Source organism: Bacillus swezeyi (genome assembly GCF_030908325.1).
Taxonomy (GTDB): domain Bacteria; phylum Bacillota; class Bacilli; order Bacillales; family Bacillaceae; genus Bacillus; species Bacillus swezeyi.
This window is the reverse complement of the sequence record NZ_CP133085.1, coordinates 1,176,592-1,194,445: the sequence shown is the minus strand read 5'-3', so window position 1 is coordinate 1,194,445 and position 17,854 is coordinate 1,176,592. Positions and strand designations below refer to the sequence as shown.

Here is a 17,854-nt window from a genome sequence, read left to right as displayed (position 1 = left end):
AATGTGTATTTTGATTGTTGGTGAAGGTGTGATTGCAGAAGGCGCATCAGAACAATTATCAGCAAAATATCAGGTCATTCGTCAGTCTGATTTTAAGGCCGGAGTACCGGAGGAGACTTCGTTTGTTCTTGTTGTCCACGACGCTTTTCAGCCTTTCTTATATCGCAAGACTGAACAGATATTGAGAGCGCCGGGCATTCCATGGCTTCGCGTGTTTGCATCATTTGGCGAGGGTATAATCGGTCCGCTCGTTTATCCGAACGGCCCCGGCTGCTCCCAATGCGCCGATATGAGGCGGCTTATCGCCGGACCCGACAGCAGGGAAATGCTCGAGCTGGAGCAGAAAAGCGAAGACCTTCACCGTGATCCATGGGCGTCAAAGACAGGCTGCCGGCAAATGGCCCGTTTGATATGCACGGAAATCGACAACATCATGGGCGGCGGGCGCGGCCTTTTGGAAAGAAAACTGTTCATCATCAATTTAAAAACGCTGGAAAGTTCCTTGCATTCTTTTATACCAGACCCACTGTGCCGTGTCTGCGGCAGCCTTCCTGATGATACAGCAGAATCCGCCCGGATTTCACTTCAGCCAAATCCTAAAGCGGCGCCGGACAATTTCCGGGTTCGAGAACCAAACGATTTAAAACAAACACTAGCAAAAGATTATCTCGATCAGAGAACAGGAATTTTCAACGGAAAAATATATGACGCGATTTTGCCGTTCGCCGATATGATTGTCAATATGCCCTTATGGATAGGAAACGAAGGTGTCGGAGGACGGAGCCATTCATATGAAGAAAGCGAGTTAACCGCGATATTAGAAGGTTTGGAACGTTATTCCGGAATGGAACCGCGCGGCAAACGAACAGTTGTCCATGACTGCTACCAAAATGTAAAACATGACGCACTCGACCCGAGAAAAGCTGGACTACATGAAGCTGAACAATACCGGCAGTCCGATTTTCCTTTTAAGCCATTTCATCGAAATCGCCCGCTCCATTGGGTATGGGGCTATTCATTTTTGCAAGAGCGACCGATTCTTGTTCCAGAGTCACTTGCCTATTACAGTCTTGGGCGGGAGGACAGCTTCGTTTATGAAACATCCAATGGCTGTGCATTGGGAGGGAGTTTGGAAGAAGCGATTTTCCACGCTATATTAGAAGCGGCTGAGCGCGATTCATTTTTGCTGACCTGGTATGCTCAACTGCCTCTCCGGCAGCTTGATCTCGATTCAGCCGCTGATCTTGAATTAAGCTTAATGACAGAACGGGTGCGCAGTGTGGCCGGATATGATCTGTATGTCTTTAATTCAACCATGGAATACGGTATTCCGAGCATCTGGGCGGTCGCCAAAAACAGAAAGCAGCAAGGGATGAATCTCATTTGTTCCGCAGGAGCCCACCCCGATCCCGTAAAAGCGGTCAAAAGCGCCCTTCATGAGCTGGCGGGCATGATGCTGAAGCACGACCGCAGATTTGAGGACGAAAGAAACAAATATGTGGAGATGCTCCACAACCCTTCTCTAGTTAGGAAAATGGAAGAGCACAGCATGCTGTACGGTTTACCTGAAGCAGAAGAACGCCTCCGGTTTTTATTGGAGCAGAGGGAGCCCTTGCAAACTTTCGCAGAAGCCTTTAAACCAGGAAAGAAAAACCTTGATTTAACCGAAGACCTTTGCAGCCTGCTTGAAAAATTACGCAGTTTGAACCTTGAAGTGATCGTCATTGATCAGACTTCACCTGTAACAAAGCAAAACGGATTATACTGTGTAAAAGTGCTTATCCCAGGGTTGATTCCCATGACATTCGGACAGCGCTTCATCCGCCTGGAGGGGCTTGAACGGGTTTTGACGGTTCCTAAGATACTGGGCTACGCAAAAGAGCCGCTAAAACCCGGTCAGCTGAATCCGCATCCACACCCATTTCCTTAAAATGAAGATGAAGAATTTTTTCCGATTGTTCTAATAAAGCGGAACTTTTTAAGGCGGTAATTGTGGTGAAACAGGAAGACATGCGGCCGATTCTATTTCTTGCAACCCTTTTGATGGGCTTTTGCGCCGTTTATTTTGGCGGGAAGCTGATCGGTTTTTGACATGACGGAATATCCGAGATGGACCGGGCACAGCGCTGACGGAAATTGGGAGGCCGTCATGAAAAAAGCGGTGATGCGCCCGGGTTCAGCGGAGATTTTTATTGGACAGGCCGCAGCCAGCCGGATGACACGTATTCGGAAACACTTGTTGTAACATTTGATGATCAAATAGCTCTCAGCTCCTCGGCGAAACGCCAATGATCGACTATGCTGGAGGCGCTTTTCCCGGCGGCGGATCGAAAGAAGAATCTGTGTCGTTTTTAGAAAAGTTCGGCGAAGTCGAATTCGATGGCCACTGTCCAGTTGAATTGGAGACAAGGAAAGCATGTGTCCATTTACGCTTGATAAAAAAACATGATTGAATGGCGGAATGTAAGCTTACACTCCGCCGATTATGATTTTGCTTCGCATTGTCGCCTCTTCCTGCGGCTTTAATGCCTCAAAACCTGTCACATCCCGTGGAAGCTCAAGATTCGGGGCATTTGTCACCCATGTATAGGGTTCCAAGCAAAGCAAGTCATCCCGATCCGATTTCCCGTTAAAAACGACCCAATGCTTAAAATGTTTGTCGCATTGATATTGCACGCGAATGTCCGCAAGGCGGTCGCAAATGTCAGCGGTGCTCTTTTCTCCTTGATCAAGCTCTGCCGCCAAAATGTCATCAAGCCTTTCCCCGGCAGCCGTTCTCCCCTTTTTAAATTCCTCTGTTGACCTAAGTTCCCCTGTCGGGAGCAAGCGGTCTGACAGCACCCATTGTTTTGATGCCGGGAGAGAAAACAAGCATTGTGTTTTATCCCCCTCATCATTAAATGGATAGCGAAACGATGTGTGATATCCCAAGCCGAGCGGCATCGGCTCTGTGCCATGATTGACAACGGTTGCATCCATCTCCAAATGGTTTTCTTTTAATCTATAGGTGATGACGATCGAAAACGAATGCGGAAAGATGCTCTGAATGTCTGGATGATCATCCGCTTGAAGCACCGTTTGCACCATGCTGCTTTCTTCGTCCGCCTCCGCTTTTTTCACCGTCCATTTTTTATCGTTCAGAAATCCGTGCAGATGGTTTTGCAGCGGTTTTTCATTGATGGGCAGCTGATATGTTTTTCCTTCATATGTAAATCTTCCATGATCGATCCGGTTAGGCGGAAAAAGGATGGGAATTCCGAATAAATACGGGTTGGCATCATACTCTTCCTTTGTTTCGGGCGTTTTTAACAAGTTCAATCCGCTGGGCTTCCACTTCAGTGATATCAGGTTGCTCCCCCAGCCTGGCACAAGTACGGCCTCCAAACTTTCATTCGTCATCAGTATCGCTTCTTCATTTAAAAACCGGGATTTCTCTACAGTGCAGGACATCCGCATTTCCCCCTATTTTCAATCGATTCGGTACAGGCATGTATACATTCAAGCCTTCCTGAGCTTATTATATCTAAAGAAGTCAGCGCTTTCAAAAGGATGGGCCTACAACTGAAAAATGTTTGAAATATTTTAATTTAAGTATATCTTCTATTTTTCTGTTATAATACGTTTACGCACAAAAGCATAAACGTATTAAAGAATGATATTTTTTTCCAATGAGGTGTATGATTTGTCAAAAGAAAAACGCTTATCGTTTTCTATATCGGCTTTATTATTTTTAGTTATCTTAGCGATTATTTTTACGTGCCTGTTTATTTTTCACGCAGAGCCGCATTTGCCATTATTGATGTGCGTCGGCTTTTTGGCGGTCGTCGGCGCGTTTAAAGGGTATAGCTGGAAAGAGCTTGAAAGCGGCATCGTCTCAGGAATTCGGAATGGTGTTCAGCCGATTATTGTTCTTTCTTTAATCGGCATATTAATCGGGGTTTGGGAATACAGCGGAGCGATTCCGACGGTTACGGTTTATGCTTTGAAGATGATCGAACCTCAAGCCCTGCTCTTGACGGCTTTATTCAGCTGCCTGATTATCAGTTCGCTGGTCGGTTCAAGCTTTACAACAGTCAGCACGATCGGAGTGGCTCTAATCGGCGTAGCCCAAGCAGCGGGAATTCCCCTCACATGGGTCGCGGGGGCTGTGATTTGCGGCGCCTGCTTTGGTGATAAAATGTCGCCGTTGTCAGATACGACAAACTTTGCCGCAGGGGTTGGAGAACTGCCGATTTTCAAGCATATCAGGCATATGATGGGAACCACGATTCCCGCTCTATTCATCACCATCCTGCTCTTCTTTTTCATGGGGCGTTCTTTAACCGTTGCATCGGCATCAACGGAAAACATTCAAACTATTGTCAGCGGGATTGAAAACATAGTCAATATCAACATGCTGACTCTTTTGTCGCCTCTCTTGGTCATCGTGCTTGCCGTAAGAAGAATTCCCGTGATTCCGTCCCTTGCAGCAGGAATCGTATCAGCGGGAATTCTCGCAGCGTTTATACAGCCTGATGCCAGCTTTTCATCTTTTTTATCAGCCATGCAGAATGGGCCGGTTTTTTCAGCCGAAAGCGAAGCGGTTGCAAACATTTTGAACCGCGGCGGCCTTCAATCGATGATGGGCTCCGTTTCCCTGATCATCATCGCGTTTGCGCTCGGCGGTCTGATGGAAAAGACAGGACTGATTACAAGCCTTCTTGAAGGTGTGATCAAAGGCATTCGTTCAAAAGGGCGCCTTGTTTTCTCAACCGTTGCGTCAAGCATGGGCATGAACTTGCTGACCGGAGAGCAATATTTATCGATTTTGATTCCCGGCCAATCGTTTAAAAAGCTGTATGATAGACTTGGAATTGAACGAAAACATTTGTCAAGGTCGCTTGAAGACGGGGGGACATTGATCAATCCGATGATTCCGTGGGGTGTCAGCGGCGCGTTTATGTCAAGTGCGCTCGGGGTCCCTGTGATTGAATATTTGCCGTTCGTTTTCTTCCTATATCTATCGCCGATCTTTTCAATATTGTTCGGATTTCGCAAACAATCATAATCCTAAAACTTTAAACCGTTTTAGGATTTTGCCCCAGCGTCAGTGAAAATCCTCGCAGTCTGTGAAAGCAGACTTTCACAGGATGTGATGACAGCGGCGTTCAGACAGGACGCCTGAGCGATTGCCGCCGTTCCTTTTCCCAAAAGAATGCGAGGGTTTGTCGACACGCTGAAAGCGCCGTTCTCTGCTGGAGACGGCGCTTTTCTTTATTAAACAGGCTTTGCCGTTTCTGACAAAATGCTGTTTTGCATTGCTGTTTGTACTTCTTTTGTAAGCGGGCCCGGCGTTCCTGTTCCGACTTTCTGTCCGTCGATCACCGTGACCGGAATCACTTCGGCTGTTGTTGATGAAATAAACACTTCATCCGCACTCAGCAGTTCGTCTTTTGTAATGGCTTTTTCTTTATGCTGCCAGCCGTTTTTCGCAAACAGCTTGAGCAATTTCATCCGTGTGATGCCGTTTAAAATGAGATTTGTCGCGGGGTGAGTGTAAATGACGTTTTGTTTGACGGCATAAACGTTTGAAGATGTCCCTTCCGTCACGACGCCGTCACGAATCAAAATCGCCTCAAACGAGGAAGCTTCGCTTGCTTTTTGTTTGATCATGACGTTGTACAGCAGATTCAGGCTTTTAATATCGCATCTCAGCCAGCGCAGATCATCTGCTGTGATTACGGAAACGCCGTGTTGCTGGTCTTTTTCAGGTTTTTGAATCGGAAACGTATAAGCGGTCACTTGAGGAGTGAGCCCTGCTTCATATTGATGCTTTCTCGGCGCCTTTCCTCTTGTCGCTTGAAGGTAGAGCCCTCCGTCTTGAACCTGATTGGCTTCAATAAGCTCTTTTAGCTCTCCCTTAAGCTCAGCTTCTGAAAACGGCAGATCAATGCCGATTTCGGCTGCGCTTTTGAAAAAACGGGCAATGTGTTCATTAAGCGTATAAAAGCTCCCATTGTAAATGCGGATGACTTCATAGACACCGTCTCCAAATTGATATCCTCTGTCTTCGATATCAACAGCACATTCGCTCCGTTCAATCAGCCGGCCGTTAAAAAGAACCTTCATTTCTCCATCCCCTTGTTTTTTATGGTTTCTCGATTTTCTCCATTCCATTCTAACATGTCGGTATCGTTCAAAATAGTGCAAGATTTCCAAAAACTTTCCCGCTGACGGATAAAAAACCTCTTCTTCTAAGTTTCAGCATTTTCTCTAAAAATTTGATATATTTTTCACTACACCCGGTACCCATCTTCCTTCCAATCCTGTATACTTAAAAATTGTGATCCATTATTTTATGAGACTCGCTTTCTATTACATAATGGAATCGAAAAATGATACGGAGAGAGTGACATGCGCCAAGTTTCAAAAAAAACATCTCCATCTGTAGCTTATCTGTTGACGAAAACAGCATGTTTTGTCATTTTGTGTCTGATCCTTCTCTACGTTTGGGATTTGTCACAGTCCTCTGACACCCCTGACAAAAAAGAGCTGACAATGTCCGAAAACAGTCAAATGCGGCATGAAGGAGACAGCATCCCGCTTAAAAAGGCAACGCAAGGACAGCTTCTTGATCACCTGAGCACAAAACAGGAGATCGCAAAACGCGAGCAGGAAAAAGAAAAGAAAAAAGCAGCGGAAGAAAAAAAGAATGAAAAAACGATTTATCTGACTTTTGATGACGGCCCTTCAGCGGTCAGCCAAAGGCTATTGCAGATCTTATCAGAACATGATGTCAAGGCAACGTTTTTCATGCTTGAGCCAAACATGAAGGTTCACAGACAAGCCGTTCTCAATATGAAGCAGCAGGGCCATGCACTTGGACTTCATGGGGTGACCCATGACCAGAAGAAATTTTATAAAGACGCCAATTCTCCTAACTTGGAAATGAAGCAGGCTCAAAAAACGCTGAAGTCGATTACCGGGGTTGAAACCCATCTGATCAGAACGCCATACGGAAGCAAACCGTCGCTTACCGATGCTCAAAAGAATGTTCTGAAGAAAAACGGGTTTACTTATTGGGACTGGAATATCGACAGCCTTGACTGGAAATACAGGAGTCAAAAGTTTGTTCCGGAAGTCATGAACCAGCTGAATACGATCGAAAAACGGCAGTCGAAACAGCCGATAGTGATCTTGATGCATGATATTCCTTCAACTGTTCAGTCATTGCCGCTATTGATCACAAATTTAAAAAACATGGGTTATTCATTCGAAACACTTGATGAATCGATGACACCTGTTCACGAATAGCAAATTGCCATACTGATCCCCTTTTTAAGGGGATTTTTTTAATAAAAGAAAGACTTGATCATCATCATATCCGTCATAAAATCTGACACACTTGTTGCCAAAAAAAGAGCCTCGGCTATATTAAACAGATAAGTTGATAAAATGGGGTGTTTTGAGATGCAGATTGAAGAAGTAAAATCGATCACAGAAGAAATTGATCAATTGGCGGGTCTTCTCGTTGAAGTGGTGAATGACGGGGCATCTATCGGTTTTTTGCCGCCGCTTGACCAGGCGCAGGCAAAAGAATATTGGCAAACGGCCTTATCACCCAGCGTCATTTTACTGATAGCCAGACAGAACGATGAAATTGCCGGAAGTGTTCAGATTGCTCTGTGTACGAAACCGAATGGCCGCCACAGAGCTGAAATCTGTAAATTAATGACTGCCCCTGCCTTCAGACGGCAAGGCATCGCTCGTCTATTAATGCAACAAGCATTGCAAAGAGCGAAACAAGCAAGCAGATCACTGCTTGTTCTTGATACGAGAGAAGGCGATCCTTCAAATCTTCTTTATACGTCACTCGGATTTAGGGAAGCTGGACGAATTCCCGCCTATGCTGAGTCGGCTAACGGCGAACTGGATGCTACCGTTTTTTATTATCAATATCTATGACAAAGCTGCCGGGAGAGATCATAGTGAAGGCGTTCCCGGCGGGAACGCCTCTTAACCGTTTATTAATTTGGCAAACTCAGCGATTTTATGATGGATCACAAGGTCAAACAAATGATCATAAGGTGTTTCATCCAGATTGATCATCATTTTCTTTAGTCCGGGAATCGCGTGCGCTTCCTCAGGGATAAATCTGACAGGCGCCACTTCAAGCGAGGTGCCGATCACTAAAAGCAGGTCAGATTGATCAAGACTCTCAAAAAGAGTATCGAAATGCTGAACAGCGTCGCCGAACAAAACGACATCGGTCTTTAAAATAAGGCCGCACTCTCTGCCCTTTTCATTCACACGGCAGCATCTGGGAACTTCAGCTTGCAAAATATGGTCCAGCCCATAGCGCGTCCCGCATTTAGGGCACGCGGCCGTTTGAATGGAGCCGTGCAGTTCATATACATGGCGGCTGCCCGCCTTGTTATGAAGCCCGTCAATATTTTGCGTGAACACCCTGACTTCTTTCCCCTGCCGCTCAAGATCGGCTAAATATAGATGCCCTGCATTCGGCTGAAACGAGCCTGTCATCTTGATTTGAAAAAGCTCTTTAAACTTTGGCCAAAAAAGCTTTGGAAAACGCTCGAAATAATCGAGGCTCATCGCTTCCATTCTCGACATATCTTCCGTCCATATTCCGCCGGCTGAGCGAAAATCGGGAATGCCGGATTCCGTGCTCATTCCGGCGCCCGTTAACACGGTAATGCGCCTGGCGCTTTCGATCATCTCCAAAAACTTCCCGGTTTCTCCCTGCATTCGGCGCCCTCCCCCTTTCTCAAGACGATCTTTCTAGGCATTGTTTTGCTGATCCGTCATTTTCTTCAATTCAAAGAGACTGTGTCCAGGCGATACAAAATCCACCTCTTCTTCTTTCATAATGTCGAGGATTTTGTAGTTCACGTCCTGTCTGACGTCTAAATTTTCAGCCCACACCGTTGTATTGGTATAGTAGTTGAAAAAGATGCTCAAATGCGTATCCTGCAATACTTCTAGATTAACCATAATGACATCTTGGTTCACCTGCTCATGCGACCGCAGCATTTCTTTAAACCGCTCCACACATCTTTCGACCTTTTCCCGCGGTGTTGACGGATCGATATCGAGTGAGAACGTGACCTGGCGCTTCCGCATTTTCGTCCAGTTCATAATCGCTTCATTGGCAAGCACAGAGTTGGGAACAGTTACAAGCGCCTCTCCCGCCGTACGAACTCTCGTGCTTCTGAACGAAATATCCTCGACCGTTCCGATGACGATGTTCGTTTCAATCCAATCTCCTATTGTAAAAGGCTTCTCCATGATGATCACAATTCCCCCGAAAAAGTTCCCGACGGTATCTTTTGCCGCAAGTGCGAAAGCAAATCCCCCGAGCCCGAGGCCGGCAACAAAACCGTTCACATCATAATCGAACTCACCGGCAATGACGCTGATACCGAGCGCGACGATGATAAAGCGGAGAATTTTTGACAAAAACGGCGCGAGAATGTCGTCCATGTCAAGTTCAAGCCGCTTATTGATTTTATAGAATAATACCGATGATGATGCCGTTAAATTGTAGAGTCCGCTGACAATGATGATGATGACGGACACTCTGTACAGCTTATGGACGATGGCCATGTGGGTATCGAAAAACGGGGAGTAAATAATGGCCAAATAAATACCGAGTATAGCAAAAAACCATCTTGCGGGTTTTTCAAACGCCCGCGCCACCTGACTGAAAAAATCCGTTTTTGTTTTATTCGTCAATTTCAGAATCAGGTTGAACAAGTATTTCGTAAATATTTTTCTAAGCAAGAAAAATAAAAGCAGGATGCCGATGCTGATTCCGATTTCTGCAGCAAATTCCATTGTCATATATTTTGTAAACATTGCTTTCTCTCCTTATTAAAGCTCATCAACCATCTATTATACTAGATGCTTCGAAAAATTTCTCATTTTATTGCGCAGCAGCTCAATCCTGAAAGCTTAATCGATTTGCTTTTCCCAAACAATGACTTCATCGAAGCAATTGGACAGCTCAGAAAACCAGTCATCCAGAACCGCACCCGATGTCCAGGGCCATTCGCCTTTTCACAGGCAGATGGGACAGAAAAAAAAATGGCCACTTTTCGGGCTGGCGACAAAATCTTATTTCTCAGCCACTTTGGCAAACTGAATGACGGTAGTATTCAACACCTGCTGCCTCCCTATTCTATTGATATAGGATTCGCACTTTAGTCTCTTTTTTTAGCTTTCAACAAAAAACTCCGGAATGCATCATCCGGAGTTTGATCGGTTGAGTTTGTATCCAAGAGACATTTCGGGCCAACACCGCTATTTTTTCTTTTGAGACTGTGTTTGATCAAGGAGAGTTGCTTTAAACATTTCAGCATCGGTTTCGATCTTAATCCGTTCTTCCACTTTCATTCTCCCTTTACCCATCATCTCGCCTCCTTTTGTCCATTATAAAATATCTGAAATATTGAACAAATGATGCTTTCGCACTAATTTTGACGAGCTTTGTTGTTTCCATCGCGTGTTTTTTTGCTCTGTTCTGTTTTTGAATATTTCGGGACTGGTGATTTACTTGCATCACCTCTTCAGGTATCCTAGATATGGAAAGATTTTATGAAGAGGAGCTGACATCTTTGCATATCATCGCCCATCGCGGAGCTTCAGCTTACGCCCCGGAAAATACGTTTGCCGCTTTTGATAAAGCAAGAGAGCTTGGAGCTGACTTTATTGAGCTTGATGTACAATTAACAAAGGACGGAAAGCTTGCGGTCATTCATGATGACAAGATCGACAGAACGACAGACGGCGCGGGCTTTGTTCGGCAGTTTACGATGAGCGAGCTTGAAAAGCTTGATGCGGGAAGCTGGTTCGGCCCCGAGTTTCAAGGTGAACAAATCCCAGCTCTTGAAGACGTTCTTCAGAAGTATCACAAAAAAACGGGACTGCTCATTGAAATCAAGTCTTCCAAAACACAGCCGGGAATTGAACAAGCGATCGGGAAGCTGATCAGCCGGTTCGGCGTCTCCATGAATACGATCGTCCAATCCTTTGATGCCGGCGCAATGATGACGCTTCACAAGCTGTATCCTTCAATTCCATCCGCTGTTTTGATCAAGCCGAGATTTGGAATGGTGCCGCGCAGCAGACTTCGGCATATTGCGTCATTTGCGGGCTATGTCAGCGTCAAACATACGATGCTCAGCTCTTTCCTGATCGAATCGATTCACAGCTATGATTTAAAAGCTTTTGCATGGACGGTCAACGGGCCAAAAACAGGCCGCCGTCTTGAAAGCTGGAAAATTGACGGACTCATTACCGATTATCCGGATTATTTCAAGAAAGAAGGAAAAACATGAAATCGTATGTTGCCGTTTTTTTAGGAGGAGCACTCGGCTCCCTTCTTCGTTATGTCTTAAACTTGAATACAGACAGCGGTTTTTTTCCCTGGGCGACTTTTGTCGAAAATATCTCGGGGAGCTTGCTTCTCGGTCTGCTGACAGGCTTTTTTTCGTTCAGGGCAAAAAAACCGCTCGTTCAGCTATGTTTAGGTACCGGTTTTTGCGGAGGGTATACGACAATGTCTGCGTTTTCCAAGGAAACCGCCCTGATCCTTCAATCCTCTGTACCGCAAACCGGAGTCTTGTACTTGGCGGCTTCCCTTGCCGGCGGGATATGCTTCGCTTTGTTAGGAATTGTCTTTGGAAAACGGATCAGCAGAGCAGCAGGAAAAGAAAAGGAGCGTTTTGAATCATGATGGCAGCTGGTTTTATGATCGCGGGAGGAATCGGGTCTGTTCTGAGGTTTTGGCTCGGCAATATCATCATGTCGAGGCTTCCCCATCCGCGTATACCGGTCAGCATTATGCTGATCAACATTCTCGGCTCTTTCGCCCTCGGCCTATTTGTCAGCCTTGGAATTGACAATCAAGTACTCTCAATCGTCGTGGGAACGGGATTTTTCGGCGGGTTCACAACATTTTCCACCTTCAGCATCGAAGCTGTTGAGCTTTTGTCGGCAAAACGTCTAAAGGCATCAGCAGCATACATATTGCTGACAATGGTTTGCTGCATCGGTGGATTTTGGGCGGGGAGCATTGTTTGATCGATTTGGTTTTGAACAAGCAAAAGCTTGTCTGTTTCCGGTTGTCATTTTTCTTGCTCTTGCCATAACAAAAGCGGTTGAAGTGCCTTTTATGCCCCGATCTGTTATTGATGCAAATATTCATGATAGCATTCAAGCTTGAATCTTTGGATGAAGTGAAAGTGATTGGGGTTTTCCACCTCATCGGCCTGGCACTAGAGCTTTATAAAGTACATATGGGATCGTGGAGCTACCCTGAGGAGGCCAGCCACCAAGCTGTTCGGCGTCCCTTTGTACAGCGGCTGTCAGCTCCTGGCTCTTCTTGTGATTGTCAGCTTTATGATCGTTGCAATGCTGAAGCATTTAAAAGACAATCGCGCGAAGATGAGCTGCTTCAAGCAGGCAAAGGACTTAAAGGCCGTTTTAAGAAAGCGGTCCGAAAAAACAGGTTCAAAAAAAGAATCCATTTTGATCTCGCTTTTTTCAAAATGGATTCCTGATTTTTTTCGTTATCCTTTTACAATCTCTGCCGTCTGAAAGCTGTCCCAGTTTGAAGATATCACGTTCAAAACATCGTCTTTTTCTTGATATGCCCCAATTTGTCCTCCGTCCATCGTCACCTTATATAATGAAGTGTCATTTTTCGTAAGACCCAGACAGACGGCAATCCCGTTGACATGCCCCCTTGCAGTCTGTTCAATCCAGGCGGCGCTTTTCATTTTTGCCGAATCGCCGGCATGGTCAATAAATCCGTTCTCAGTTAAAATGGCAGGCATGGCGGTTTCCCGAAGGACATGAAAGTTCGCTTTTTTCATCCCTCTGTCCCGGAGTCCGTTAAGTTTGATCACTTCTTGATGAATGATTCTTTGATAAAGAGCGGTCACAGACTCATCGGACAAGCCGCTGTAAATGTAGTCTTCATACCCGTAGGCTGTCCCGTCAAAAGCGTTTGTATGAATGGAAACAAACAAATTCGCGCCCCACGAATTGGCATCATCCGTGCGTTCCTGAAGCGAGACTGTTTTGTCCGTCATCCTGCTCAGCCTTGTTTCGGCATTGGCATACTCCTTTAAAAGGATATCATTGATCCTCAGTGCAATGGCCAATGTGACGTTTTTTTCCTGCAGGCCGTTTCCTGCTGCTCCCGGATCACTCCCGCCGTGTCCCGGATCCAAATAAATCTTCATGTTCGATTTCCTCCTTGTTTAATGGTTTTAAGATGTTTTTTGAACCTGAATAAAAACCGACTGATGACAATCCTAGCCACGTTCCGATCATCATGTCTTCCTTCCAGTTTCCCGATGTCAAAAACAAAGAAATACAGATGCCGAAAACCACTGCATAGACGGGGAGAAATCGTTTCTGAACGCCCAGAAGCTTTACCGTATGCACCAAACCTGTAATCAGCGGAACGAGTCCGATTTCAGAAATGTCCATATTCTTTCCCCTCCCTTTTCAGCCGTTTGTCCAAGCAAATACCTCTGTTTACTGCGTCACATCTTGATCAGCCCCCTTGCTGAATAAAAGGTTGTCTTCATCATAAAAGGAAACCGCTCGTCCTCCCTGTCATCATCCTGTCAGGAAACTGAAGAAAAACGGAAGGAAGCTTGGTGCAAATGCAAAAAGGACTTGTCTCCGTTCCTGAAAACAAGTCCCAAAGGCGCTGTGCTAAATATTCGTGATCGCTGCCAAACTGACAAGCAGCTTATCGAGCAGCGTTTTTTTTAATAAAAACAATGTTTTTTCACTATAGCCGATTTCTATTGCGCATTTCCCCATGCTCCAATTTTGAATATACCGATATTCAACAAGCGTCCGCTCAATCTCGTCCAATTCAGCCAAAGCTGTCTCCATGGAGTCCAGCAAAAATTGATAGAGTCTTTTTTCCGCATCAATTTGATAATGCACGTCCGTCTCTTTCACCAATCCGCTCTGTTCTTCCTTATCCATCCTCCTCTCCAGATTTAATACCGCCGCTTTGTAATTTTTCCAATTTCTCAAATGAAACTCGATCCGCTTAATGTATGTTTTCTTCTCGTCCCCAGAAATGGTTTCATACCAAAGCAATTGCATCCCTCCAAACAGAACATTTGTTCCCATTATATACGAACATACATTCCTGTTCAAATGCCATTTGACTTATGGTCTTTTTTCTTAACAACACAAAAAACACCTTGAACTATTTTTCGCTCAAGGTGATTTCGTTTACGACAATCGGATTTGCCGGCGCCAGCTCCACATGTTCAGTCGTTTGTTCTTGTTTGACCTCAACGTGCTTAATCAGCCGGCCTTCCATCTCAAGAACCGTTATCGTATAGGAGCCGACATGAACCGCCTGGCCTTCGGCGATATCTATATTTTCTTTCAGAACGAGTCCGCCGACCGTTTCGACTTCCTCTTCTTCAATATCATCCTCAAACAGTTCATTCACCTGATCAATTCTCGCCTTTCCGTCCATGATGTACTCATGATCGGAAATCTTCTGAATGAGGGGTTTTTCGTCTTCATCAAATTCGTCCCTGATGTCTCCGACGATTTCTTCGAGAATGTCTTCAGTCGTTACAAGACCTGAGGTTCCTCCGTATTCATCCGTTAAGATCGCCATATGAATCCGTTCCCGCTGCATTTTGATCAGGAGCTTTTGTACAGGAACGGTTTCAATGACTTCGATGACCGGACGGATATATGCTTCAAGAGAAAGCCGCTTTTTTTCCGCTTCTGACATGAGCAGCATATCCGTAAACAGCTGTTTCGTATTGATCATGCCGATCACATGATCCTTATCGCCTTTATAGACTGGCCAGCGCGTATATTTTTCCTTCAGCATCACGGTAAGCGCCTCATCGATCGGCATATCCGCAGGAACCGAGGCGATTTCTGTACGAGGCACCATGATTTCTTTGGCGATCCGGTTGTCAAATTCAAAAATTTTATTGACGTATCTATATTCAGACGGATTAATCTCTCCGCTTTTATAGCTTTCTGATAACAGAATTCTCAGCTCTTCTTCTGAATGGGATTCATCCTTTTCCGAAGCAGGCTTCAAACCGAATATTCCGGTCAACACTCGGGCTGAGGCGTTTAACACCCATATGAAAGGGAACATGACAACATTGAAAAAATGCAGCGGTCCCGCCAGCCACAGTGTCATCTGTTCAGCTTTTTGTATCGCGATGGTTTTAGGGGCAAGTTCTCCAACCACGACGTTCAGGAATGTAATCACAGAAAAAGCAATCGCAATTGACAGCGCATGTGAGACAGAGTCTGAAACATGCAGGCTTTCAAAGAGCGGATGCAGAACTTTTCTGACTGCAGGCTCACCCATCCAGCCCAATCCCAGCGCTGTAATCGTAATGCCGAGCTGACAAGCTGACAAGTATTCATCTAAATCCGATATCACTTGCTTTGCGCGAACTGCCTTTTTATTTCCTTCTGCTATAAGCTGATCAATACGTGAGCTTCTTACTCTGACAATCGCAAATTCTGATGCTACGAAAAAAGCAGTCAAAGCAATCAGAACGCCGATGATAATCAGACTAACAATATCGTCCATTTAGCCTTATCCCTCTACAGGATAAGGAGTCACCTCCTGATGAATTCAAATTCCCGTAATAAGGCTGATGTGTGTTCTGTATGAGTGACTATGCAGAGGGCCCCATCAAACCACCTCCAAGCCAATATATACTATTATCTTACTTTATTAAAAAAGAGTCAGTCAAATGTCTAAACTTTAAATCTGACAATATTTCCTCGAATATTTAGAAAAATGAAGGTTTCCGCATCAATTTCACGCCTTTTTTTGATCAATTAACTTGTATAAACAGCTTCTAATATATTAAAATGTTTTATAACTATAACGTGATGGTTGAGGAGGGATGCAGATGGGGCAGAGAAATATCGTATCGGCGAATTAGCAGCTGCAGCGGGCGTTACAAAACGAACTGTTGATTATTACACAAATCTCGGGCTTTTAACGCCTATCAGATCATGTTCAAACTATCGGTACTACGATGAAGCCGCTCTTAAACGGCTGAAGTTTATTACAGACTGCAAGCAGCAGAGATTGGCTCTGTCCGACATCAAATTGCGGCTGGAAAACCAGTTTCCCTCTTCAGTTGTGAACGATGATGAAATTGGAAGCCTGACAACGGAGATTGATCATGTCAATGATCATATATCCGTGATCATAAATAGATTGGAACGGCTGAATCCCGATGAACGGAAGATTCTCAAAAACCGCCTTTCTCCTGATAAAATGACGGTCATCCAGTCATTTATGCTGCTGCTTTAGTTAATCTTTTACTAAACAGGAGGTGTTACCTTCATTCTCACGTTAGAGTGAAGGTCCTAATTGGAAATAGTTAATTTGATTTTTGTTGCTGTTTTAATTGCTTTAACAGCATTTTTCGTAGCGTCTGAGTTTGCGATTATCAGAATCAGAAGCTCACGGGTCGATCAGCTGGTTACCGAAGGAAACAAAACAGCGGTTTCGGTCAAGAAAGTGATCACACATTTAGACGAATATTTATCGGCCTGTCAGCTCGGCATCACCCTGACGGCTCTGGGACTTGGATGGCTTGGAGAGCCTACTGTCGCCCGGCTGCTTGAGCCGCTATTTGTTCAGTGGAACATTCCAAGCTCTGTTTCACACATCGTTTCAGTTGTGATCGCATTCAGCTTCATTACGTTTCTGCATGTCGTTGTCGGAGAGCTTGCTCCGAAAACACTTGCGATCCAAAAGGCGGAAACCATTTCCTTTCTATTCGCAAAGCCTCTGATCTGGTTTTACCGCATCATGTTTCCATTCATTTGGGCGCTGAACGGATCAGCAAGGCTTTTGACGAAATCGTTTGGCGTTGAACCAGTTTCTGAAAACGAAATGGCACACTCTGAGGAAGAGCTGCGGATCATTCTGTCAGAAAGCTATAAAAGCGGCGAAATCAATCAATCTGAATTCAAATATGTAAACAAAATTTTTGAATTCGATGACCGTCTTGCCAAGGAAATCATGATCCCGAGAACAGAAGTCGTCAGCTTTCCACATGATATGAAAATCAAGGATATGATCGACATTACGAAAGCCGAAGGCTACACGCGCTATCCCGTTGAGGACGGCGATAAAGACAATATCATCGGCGTCGTCAATGTCAAGGAAATTCTGACGGCCTGCATCAGCGGAGAATGCTCCAAAGAAGACACGATTGAACAGTTTATCAACCCGATCATCCATGTGATCGAAACCGTGCCAGTTCACGATCTGCTTCTCAAAATGCAGAAAGAACGCGTCCACATGGCCATTCTTTCCGATGAGTACGGCGGAACGGCGGGTCTTGTTACGGTTGAGGATATTATTGAAGAAATCGTCGGTGAAATCCGCGATGAATTTGATATTGATGAAATCAATGAAATTCGCAAAATTGACGAAGGCCACTACATTCTTGACGGCAAAGTGCTGGTCAACCAAGTCAACGATTTGCTCGGCATCCAGCTGGACAATGAAGAAGTTGACACGATCGGCGGATGGTTCCTGACGCAAAAATATGATGTCCAAAAGGGCGATATGATCTCAGAACAGGGATTTGAATTTAGGATTAATGAAATCGACGGCCATCACGTCTCATATGTAGAGGTTAAAAAAGCGGATGAAGAACTGCTTGAGGAAGCGGAATAACAATTGAATGAACAACCTTCGAGGATACAATTCATTTTGTATCCTCTTTTTGTTGCCCGTTTTTTAGGTTCCATCCATGTAACCACTTGATTACATCATTAGCTTCCTTTAAAATGTAATCAG

Annotated in this window: 20 protein-coding genes and 1 pseudogene; 12 read left to right on the top strand and 9 right to left on the bottom strand. The window is 45.0% G+C overall.

The features are described from left to right. Window position 1: 1 nt before the first annotated feature. From RBH91_RS05695 to RBH91_RS05685, 3 genes are all read left to right on the top strand, one after another. Complete coding sequence (locus RBH91_RS05695; RefSeq protein WP_307893770.1) at window positions 2-1,930, top strand: TOMM precursor leader peptide-binding protein; 1,929 nt, start codon at window positions 2-4, stop codon at window positions 1,928-1,930. A 206-nt stretch (window positions 1,931-2,136) separates the two neighbouring features. Further along, window positions 2,137-2,292: a DUF4944 domain-containing protein gene (locus RBH91_RS05690; RefSeq protein WP_307893769.1), complete on the top strand. Its 156-nt coding sequence runs from the start codon at window positions 2,137-2,139 to the stop codon at window positions 2,290-2,292. Beyond that, on the top strand, window positions 2,289-2,453 hold the full coding sequence (locus RBH91_RS05685) for a DUF4944 domain-containing protein (RefSeq protein ID WP_307893768.1): 165 nt from the start codon (window positions 2,289-2,291) through the stop codon (window positions 2,451-2,453). Before RBH91_RS05690 ends, RBH91_RS05685 begins: the two co-directional genes overlap by 4 nt. A gap of 16 nt (window positions 2,454-2,469) precedes the next feature. On the opposite strand, the gene RBH91_RS05680 is transcribed toward RBH91_RS05685, so the two are convergent. Further along, window positions 2,470-3,450 (bottom strand): aldose 1-epimerase, encoded by a 981-nt coding sequence (locus RBH91_RS05680; protein WP_307893767.1) that lies wholly within the window; start codon window positions 3,448-3,450, stop codon window positions 2,470-2,472. A 232-nt stretch (window positions 3,451-3,682) separates the two neighbouring features. On the opposite strand from RBH91_RS05680, the gene nhaC reads away from it, so the two are divergent. Then, window positions 3,683-5,047, top strand: a complete 1,365-nt coding sequence (gene nhaC, locus RBH91_RS05675; protein ID WP_307893766.1) for a Na+/H+ antiporter NhaC — start codon at window positions 3,683-3,685, stop codon at window positions 5,045-5,047. 209 nt (window positions 5,048-5,256) lie between these two features. On the opposite strand, the gene dat is transcribed toward nhaC, so the two are convergent. Beyond that, window positions 5,257-6,108: a D-amino-acid transaminase gene (gene dat / locus RBH91_RS05670; RefSeq protein WP_307893765.1), complete on the bottom strand. Its 852-nt coding sequence runs from the start codon at window positions 6,106-6,108 to the stop codon at window positions 5,257-5,259. Window positions 6,109-6,393: 285 nt separating this feature from the next. On the opposite strand from dat, the gene RBH91_RS05665 reads away from it, so the two are divergent. Next, window positions 6,394-7,293 (top strand): polysaccharide deacetylase family protein, encoded by a 900-nt coding sequence (locus tag RBH91_RS05665; RefSeq protein WP_307893764.1) that lies wholly within the window; start codon window positions 6,394-6,396, stop codon window positions 7,291-7,293. A 156-nt stretch (window positions 7,294-7,449) separates the two neighbouring features. Then, complete coding sequence (locus RBH91_RS05660) at window positions 7,450-7,944, top strand: GNAT family N-acetyltransferase (protein ID WP_307893763.1); 495 nt, start codon at window positions 7,450-7,452, stop codon at window positions 7,942-7,944. A 51-nt stretch (window positions 7,945-7,995) separates the two neighbouring features. On the opposite strand, the gene RBH91_RS05655 is transcribed toward RBH91_RS05660, so the two are convergent. From RBH91_RS05655 to RBH91_RS05645, 3 genes are all read right to left on the bottom strand, one after another. Continuing rightward, window positions 7,996-8,745, bottom strand: coding sequence for an NAD-dependent protein deacylase (locus tag RBH91_RS05655; RefSeq protein WP_307893762.1), 750 nt, complete (start codon window positions 8,743-8,745; stop codon window positions 7,996-7,998). 33 nt (window positions 8,746-8,778) lie between these two features. Then, the gene (locus RBH91_RS05650) at window positions 8,779-9,855 is read right to left on the bottom strand and encodes a mechanosensitive ion channel family protein (protein ID WP_076761624.1); all 1,077 of its coding nucleotides are present in this window, start codon (window positions 9,853-9,855) and stop codon (window positions 8,779-8,781) included. Window positions 9,856-10,299: 444 nt separating this feature from the next. Continuing rightward, window positions 10,300-10,407: a YhdX family protein gene (locus tag RBH91_RS05645; RefSeq protein ID WP_094777330.1), complete on the bottom strand. Its 108-nt coding sequence runs from the start codon at window positions 10,405-10,407 to the stop codon at window positions 10,300-10,302. A 206-nt stretch (window positions 10,408-10,613) separates the two neighbouring features. Here RBH91_RS05645 and RBH91_RS05640 point away from each other — a divergent pair, with 206 nt between their 5' ends. The 4 genes and pseudogenes from RBH91_RS05640 to RBH91_RS05625 all read left to right on the top strand — a co-directional run. Next, on the top strand, window positions 10,614-11,336 hold the full coding sequence (locus tag RBH91_RS05640) for a glycerophosphodiester phosphodiesterase (protein ID WP_307894677.1): 723 nt from the start codon (window positions 10,614-10,616) through the stop codon (window positions 11,334-11,336). Further along, window positions 11,333-11,734 carry a fluoride efflux transporter FluC gene (locus RBH91_RS05635; RefSeq protein ID WP_307893761.1) on the top strand — a complete coding sequence of 134 codons (402 nt, stop codon included), beginning with the start codon at window positions 11,333-11,335 and terminating at the stop codon, window positions 11,732-11,734. The genes RBH91_RS05640 and RBH91_RS05635 overlap by 4 nt, the downstream gene beginning before the upstream one ends. Then, window positions 11,731-12,081 (top strand): fluoride efflux transporter CrcB, encoded by a 351-nt coding sequence (crcB, locus tag RBH91_RS05630; RefSeq protein WP_076761620.1) that lies wholly within the window; start codon window positions 11,731-11,733, stop codon window positions 12,079-12,081. The genes RBH91_RS05635 and crcB overlap by 4 nt, the downstream gene beginning before the upstream one ends. Beyond that, a pseudogene (locus RBH91_RS05625) lies at window positions 12,074-12,363 on the top strand (DUF817 family protein); the annotation flags it as partial. The gene crcB and the pseudogene RBH91_RS05625, both read left to right, overlap by 8 nt. A gap of 206 nt (window positions 12,364-12,569) precedes the next feature. On the opposite strand, the gene RBH91_RS05620 reads toward RBH91_RS05625, so the two are convergent. The 4 genes from RBH91_RS05620 to RBH91_RS05605 form a co-directional block, all read right to left on the bottom strand. After that, window positions 12,570-13,247 (bottom strand): N-acetylmuramoyl-L-alanine amidase family protein, encoded by a 678-nt coding sequence (locus tag RBH91_RS05620; protein WP_307893760.1) that lies wholly within the window; start codon window positions 13,245-13,247, stop codon window positions 12,570-12,572. Then, on the bottom strand, window positions 13,210-13,497 hold the full coding sequence (locus RBH91_RS05615; RefSeq protein ID WP_307893759.1) for a hypothetical protein: 288 nt from the start codon (window positions 13,495-13,497) through the stop codon (window positions 13,210-13,212). Before RBH91_RS05615 ends, RBH91_RS05620 begins: the two co-directional genes overlap by 38 nt. A 231-nt stretch (window positions 13,498-13,728) precedes the next feature. Continuing rightward, entirely contained in the window at window positions 13,729-14,127 is a 399-nt protein-coding gene (locus RBH91_RS05610; RefSeq protein ID WP_076761614.1) for a transcriptional regulator, read from the bottom strand. A 112-nt stretch (window positions 14,128-14,239) separates the two neighbouring features. Continuing rightward, on the bottom strand, window positions 14,240-15,613 hold the full coding sequence (locus RBH91_RS05605) for a hemolysin family protein (RefSeq protein WP_307893758.1): 1,374 nt from the start codon (window positions 15,611-15,613) through the stop codon (window positions 14,240-14,242). Between the two features lie 312 nt (window positions 15,614-15,925). Here RBH91_RS05605 and RBH91_RS05600 point away from each other — a divergent pair, with 312 nt between their 5' ends. Together RBH91_RS05600 and RBH91_RS05595 are read left to right on the top strand one after the other, a co-directional pair. Next, window positions 15,926-16,351 (top strand): Cu(I)-responsive transcriptional regulator, encoded by a 426-nt coding sequence (locus RBH91_RS05600; protein WP_307893757.1) that lies wholly within the window; start codon window positions 15,926-15,928, stop codon window positions 16,349-16,351. 60 nt (window positions 16,352-16,411) lie between these two features. Then, a complete protein-coding gene (locus RBH91_RS05595; RefSeq protein ID WP_307893756.1) occupies window positions 16,412-17,731 on the top strand; it encodes a hemolysin family protein in 1,320 nt (439 codons plus the stop codon). Window positions 17,732-17,854: the final 123 nt, after the last annotated feature.

Bases quoted from the DNA above. Each gene is read 5' to 3' on its own strand.
- RBH91_RS05695 (WP_307893770.1), top strand. From the start codon at position 2: ATGTGTATTTTGATTGTTGGTGAAGGTGTGATTGCAGAAGGCGCATCA.
- RBH91_RS05685 (WP_307893768.1), top strand. From the start codon at position 2,289: ATGATCGACTATGCTGGAGGCGCTTTTCCCGGCGGCGGATCGAAAGAA.
- RBH91_RS05680 (WP_307893767.1), bottom strand. From the start codon at position 3,450: ATGTCCTGCACTGTAGAGAAATCCCGGTTTTTAAATGAAGAAGCGATA.
- dat (WP_307893765.1), bottom strand. From the start codon at position 6,108: ATGAAGGTTCTTTTTAACGGCCGGCTGATTGAACGGAGCGAATGTGCT.
- RBH91_RS05665 (WP_307893764.1), top strand. From the start codon at position 6,394: ATGCGCCAAGTTTCAAAAAAAACATCTCCATCTGTAGCTTATCTGTTG.
- RBH91_RS05660 (WP_307893763.1), top strand. From the start codon at position 7,450: ATGCAGATTGAAGAAGTAAAATCGATCACAGAAGAAATTGATCAATTG.
- RBH91_RS05655 (WP_307893762.1), bottom strand. From the start codon at position 8,745: ATGCAGGGAGAAACCGGGAAGTTTTTGGAGATGATCGAAAGCGCCAGG.
- RBH91_RS05650 (WP_076761624.1), bottom strand. From the start codon at position 9,855: ATGTTTACAAAATATATGACAATGGAATTTGCTGCAGAAATCGGAATC.
- RBH91_RS05645 (WP_094777330.1), bottom strand. From the start codon at position 10,407: ATGGGTAAAGGGAGAATGAAAGTGGAAGAACGGATTAAGATCGAAACC.
- RBH91_RS05635 (WP_307893761.1), top strand. From the start codon at position 11,333: ATGAAATCGTATGTTGCCGTTTTTTTAGGAGGAGCACTCGGCTCCCTT.
- crcB (WP_076761620.1), top strand. From the start codon at position 11,731: ATGATGGCAGCTGGTTTTATGATCGCGGGAGGAATCGGGTCTGTTCTG.
- RBH91_RS05620 (WP_307893760.1), bottom strand. From the start codon at position 13,247: ATGAAGATTTATTTGGATCCGGGACACGGCGGGAGTGATCCGGGAGCA.
- RBH91_RS05615 (WP_307893759.1), bottom strand. From the start codon at position 13,497: ATGGACATTTCTGAAATCGGACTCGTTCCGCTGATTACAGGTTTGGTG.
- RBH91_RS05605 (WP_307893758.1), bottom strand. From the start codon at position 15,613: ATGGACGATATTGTTAGTCTGATTATCATCGGCGTTCTGATTGCTTTG.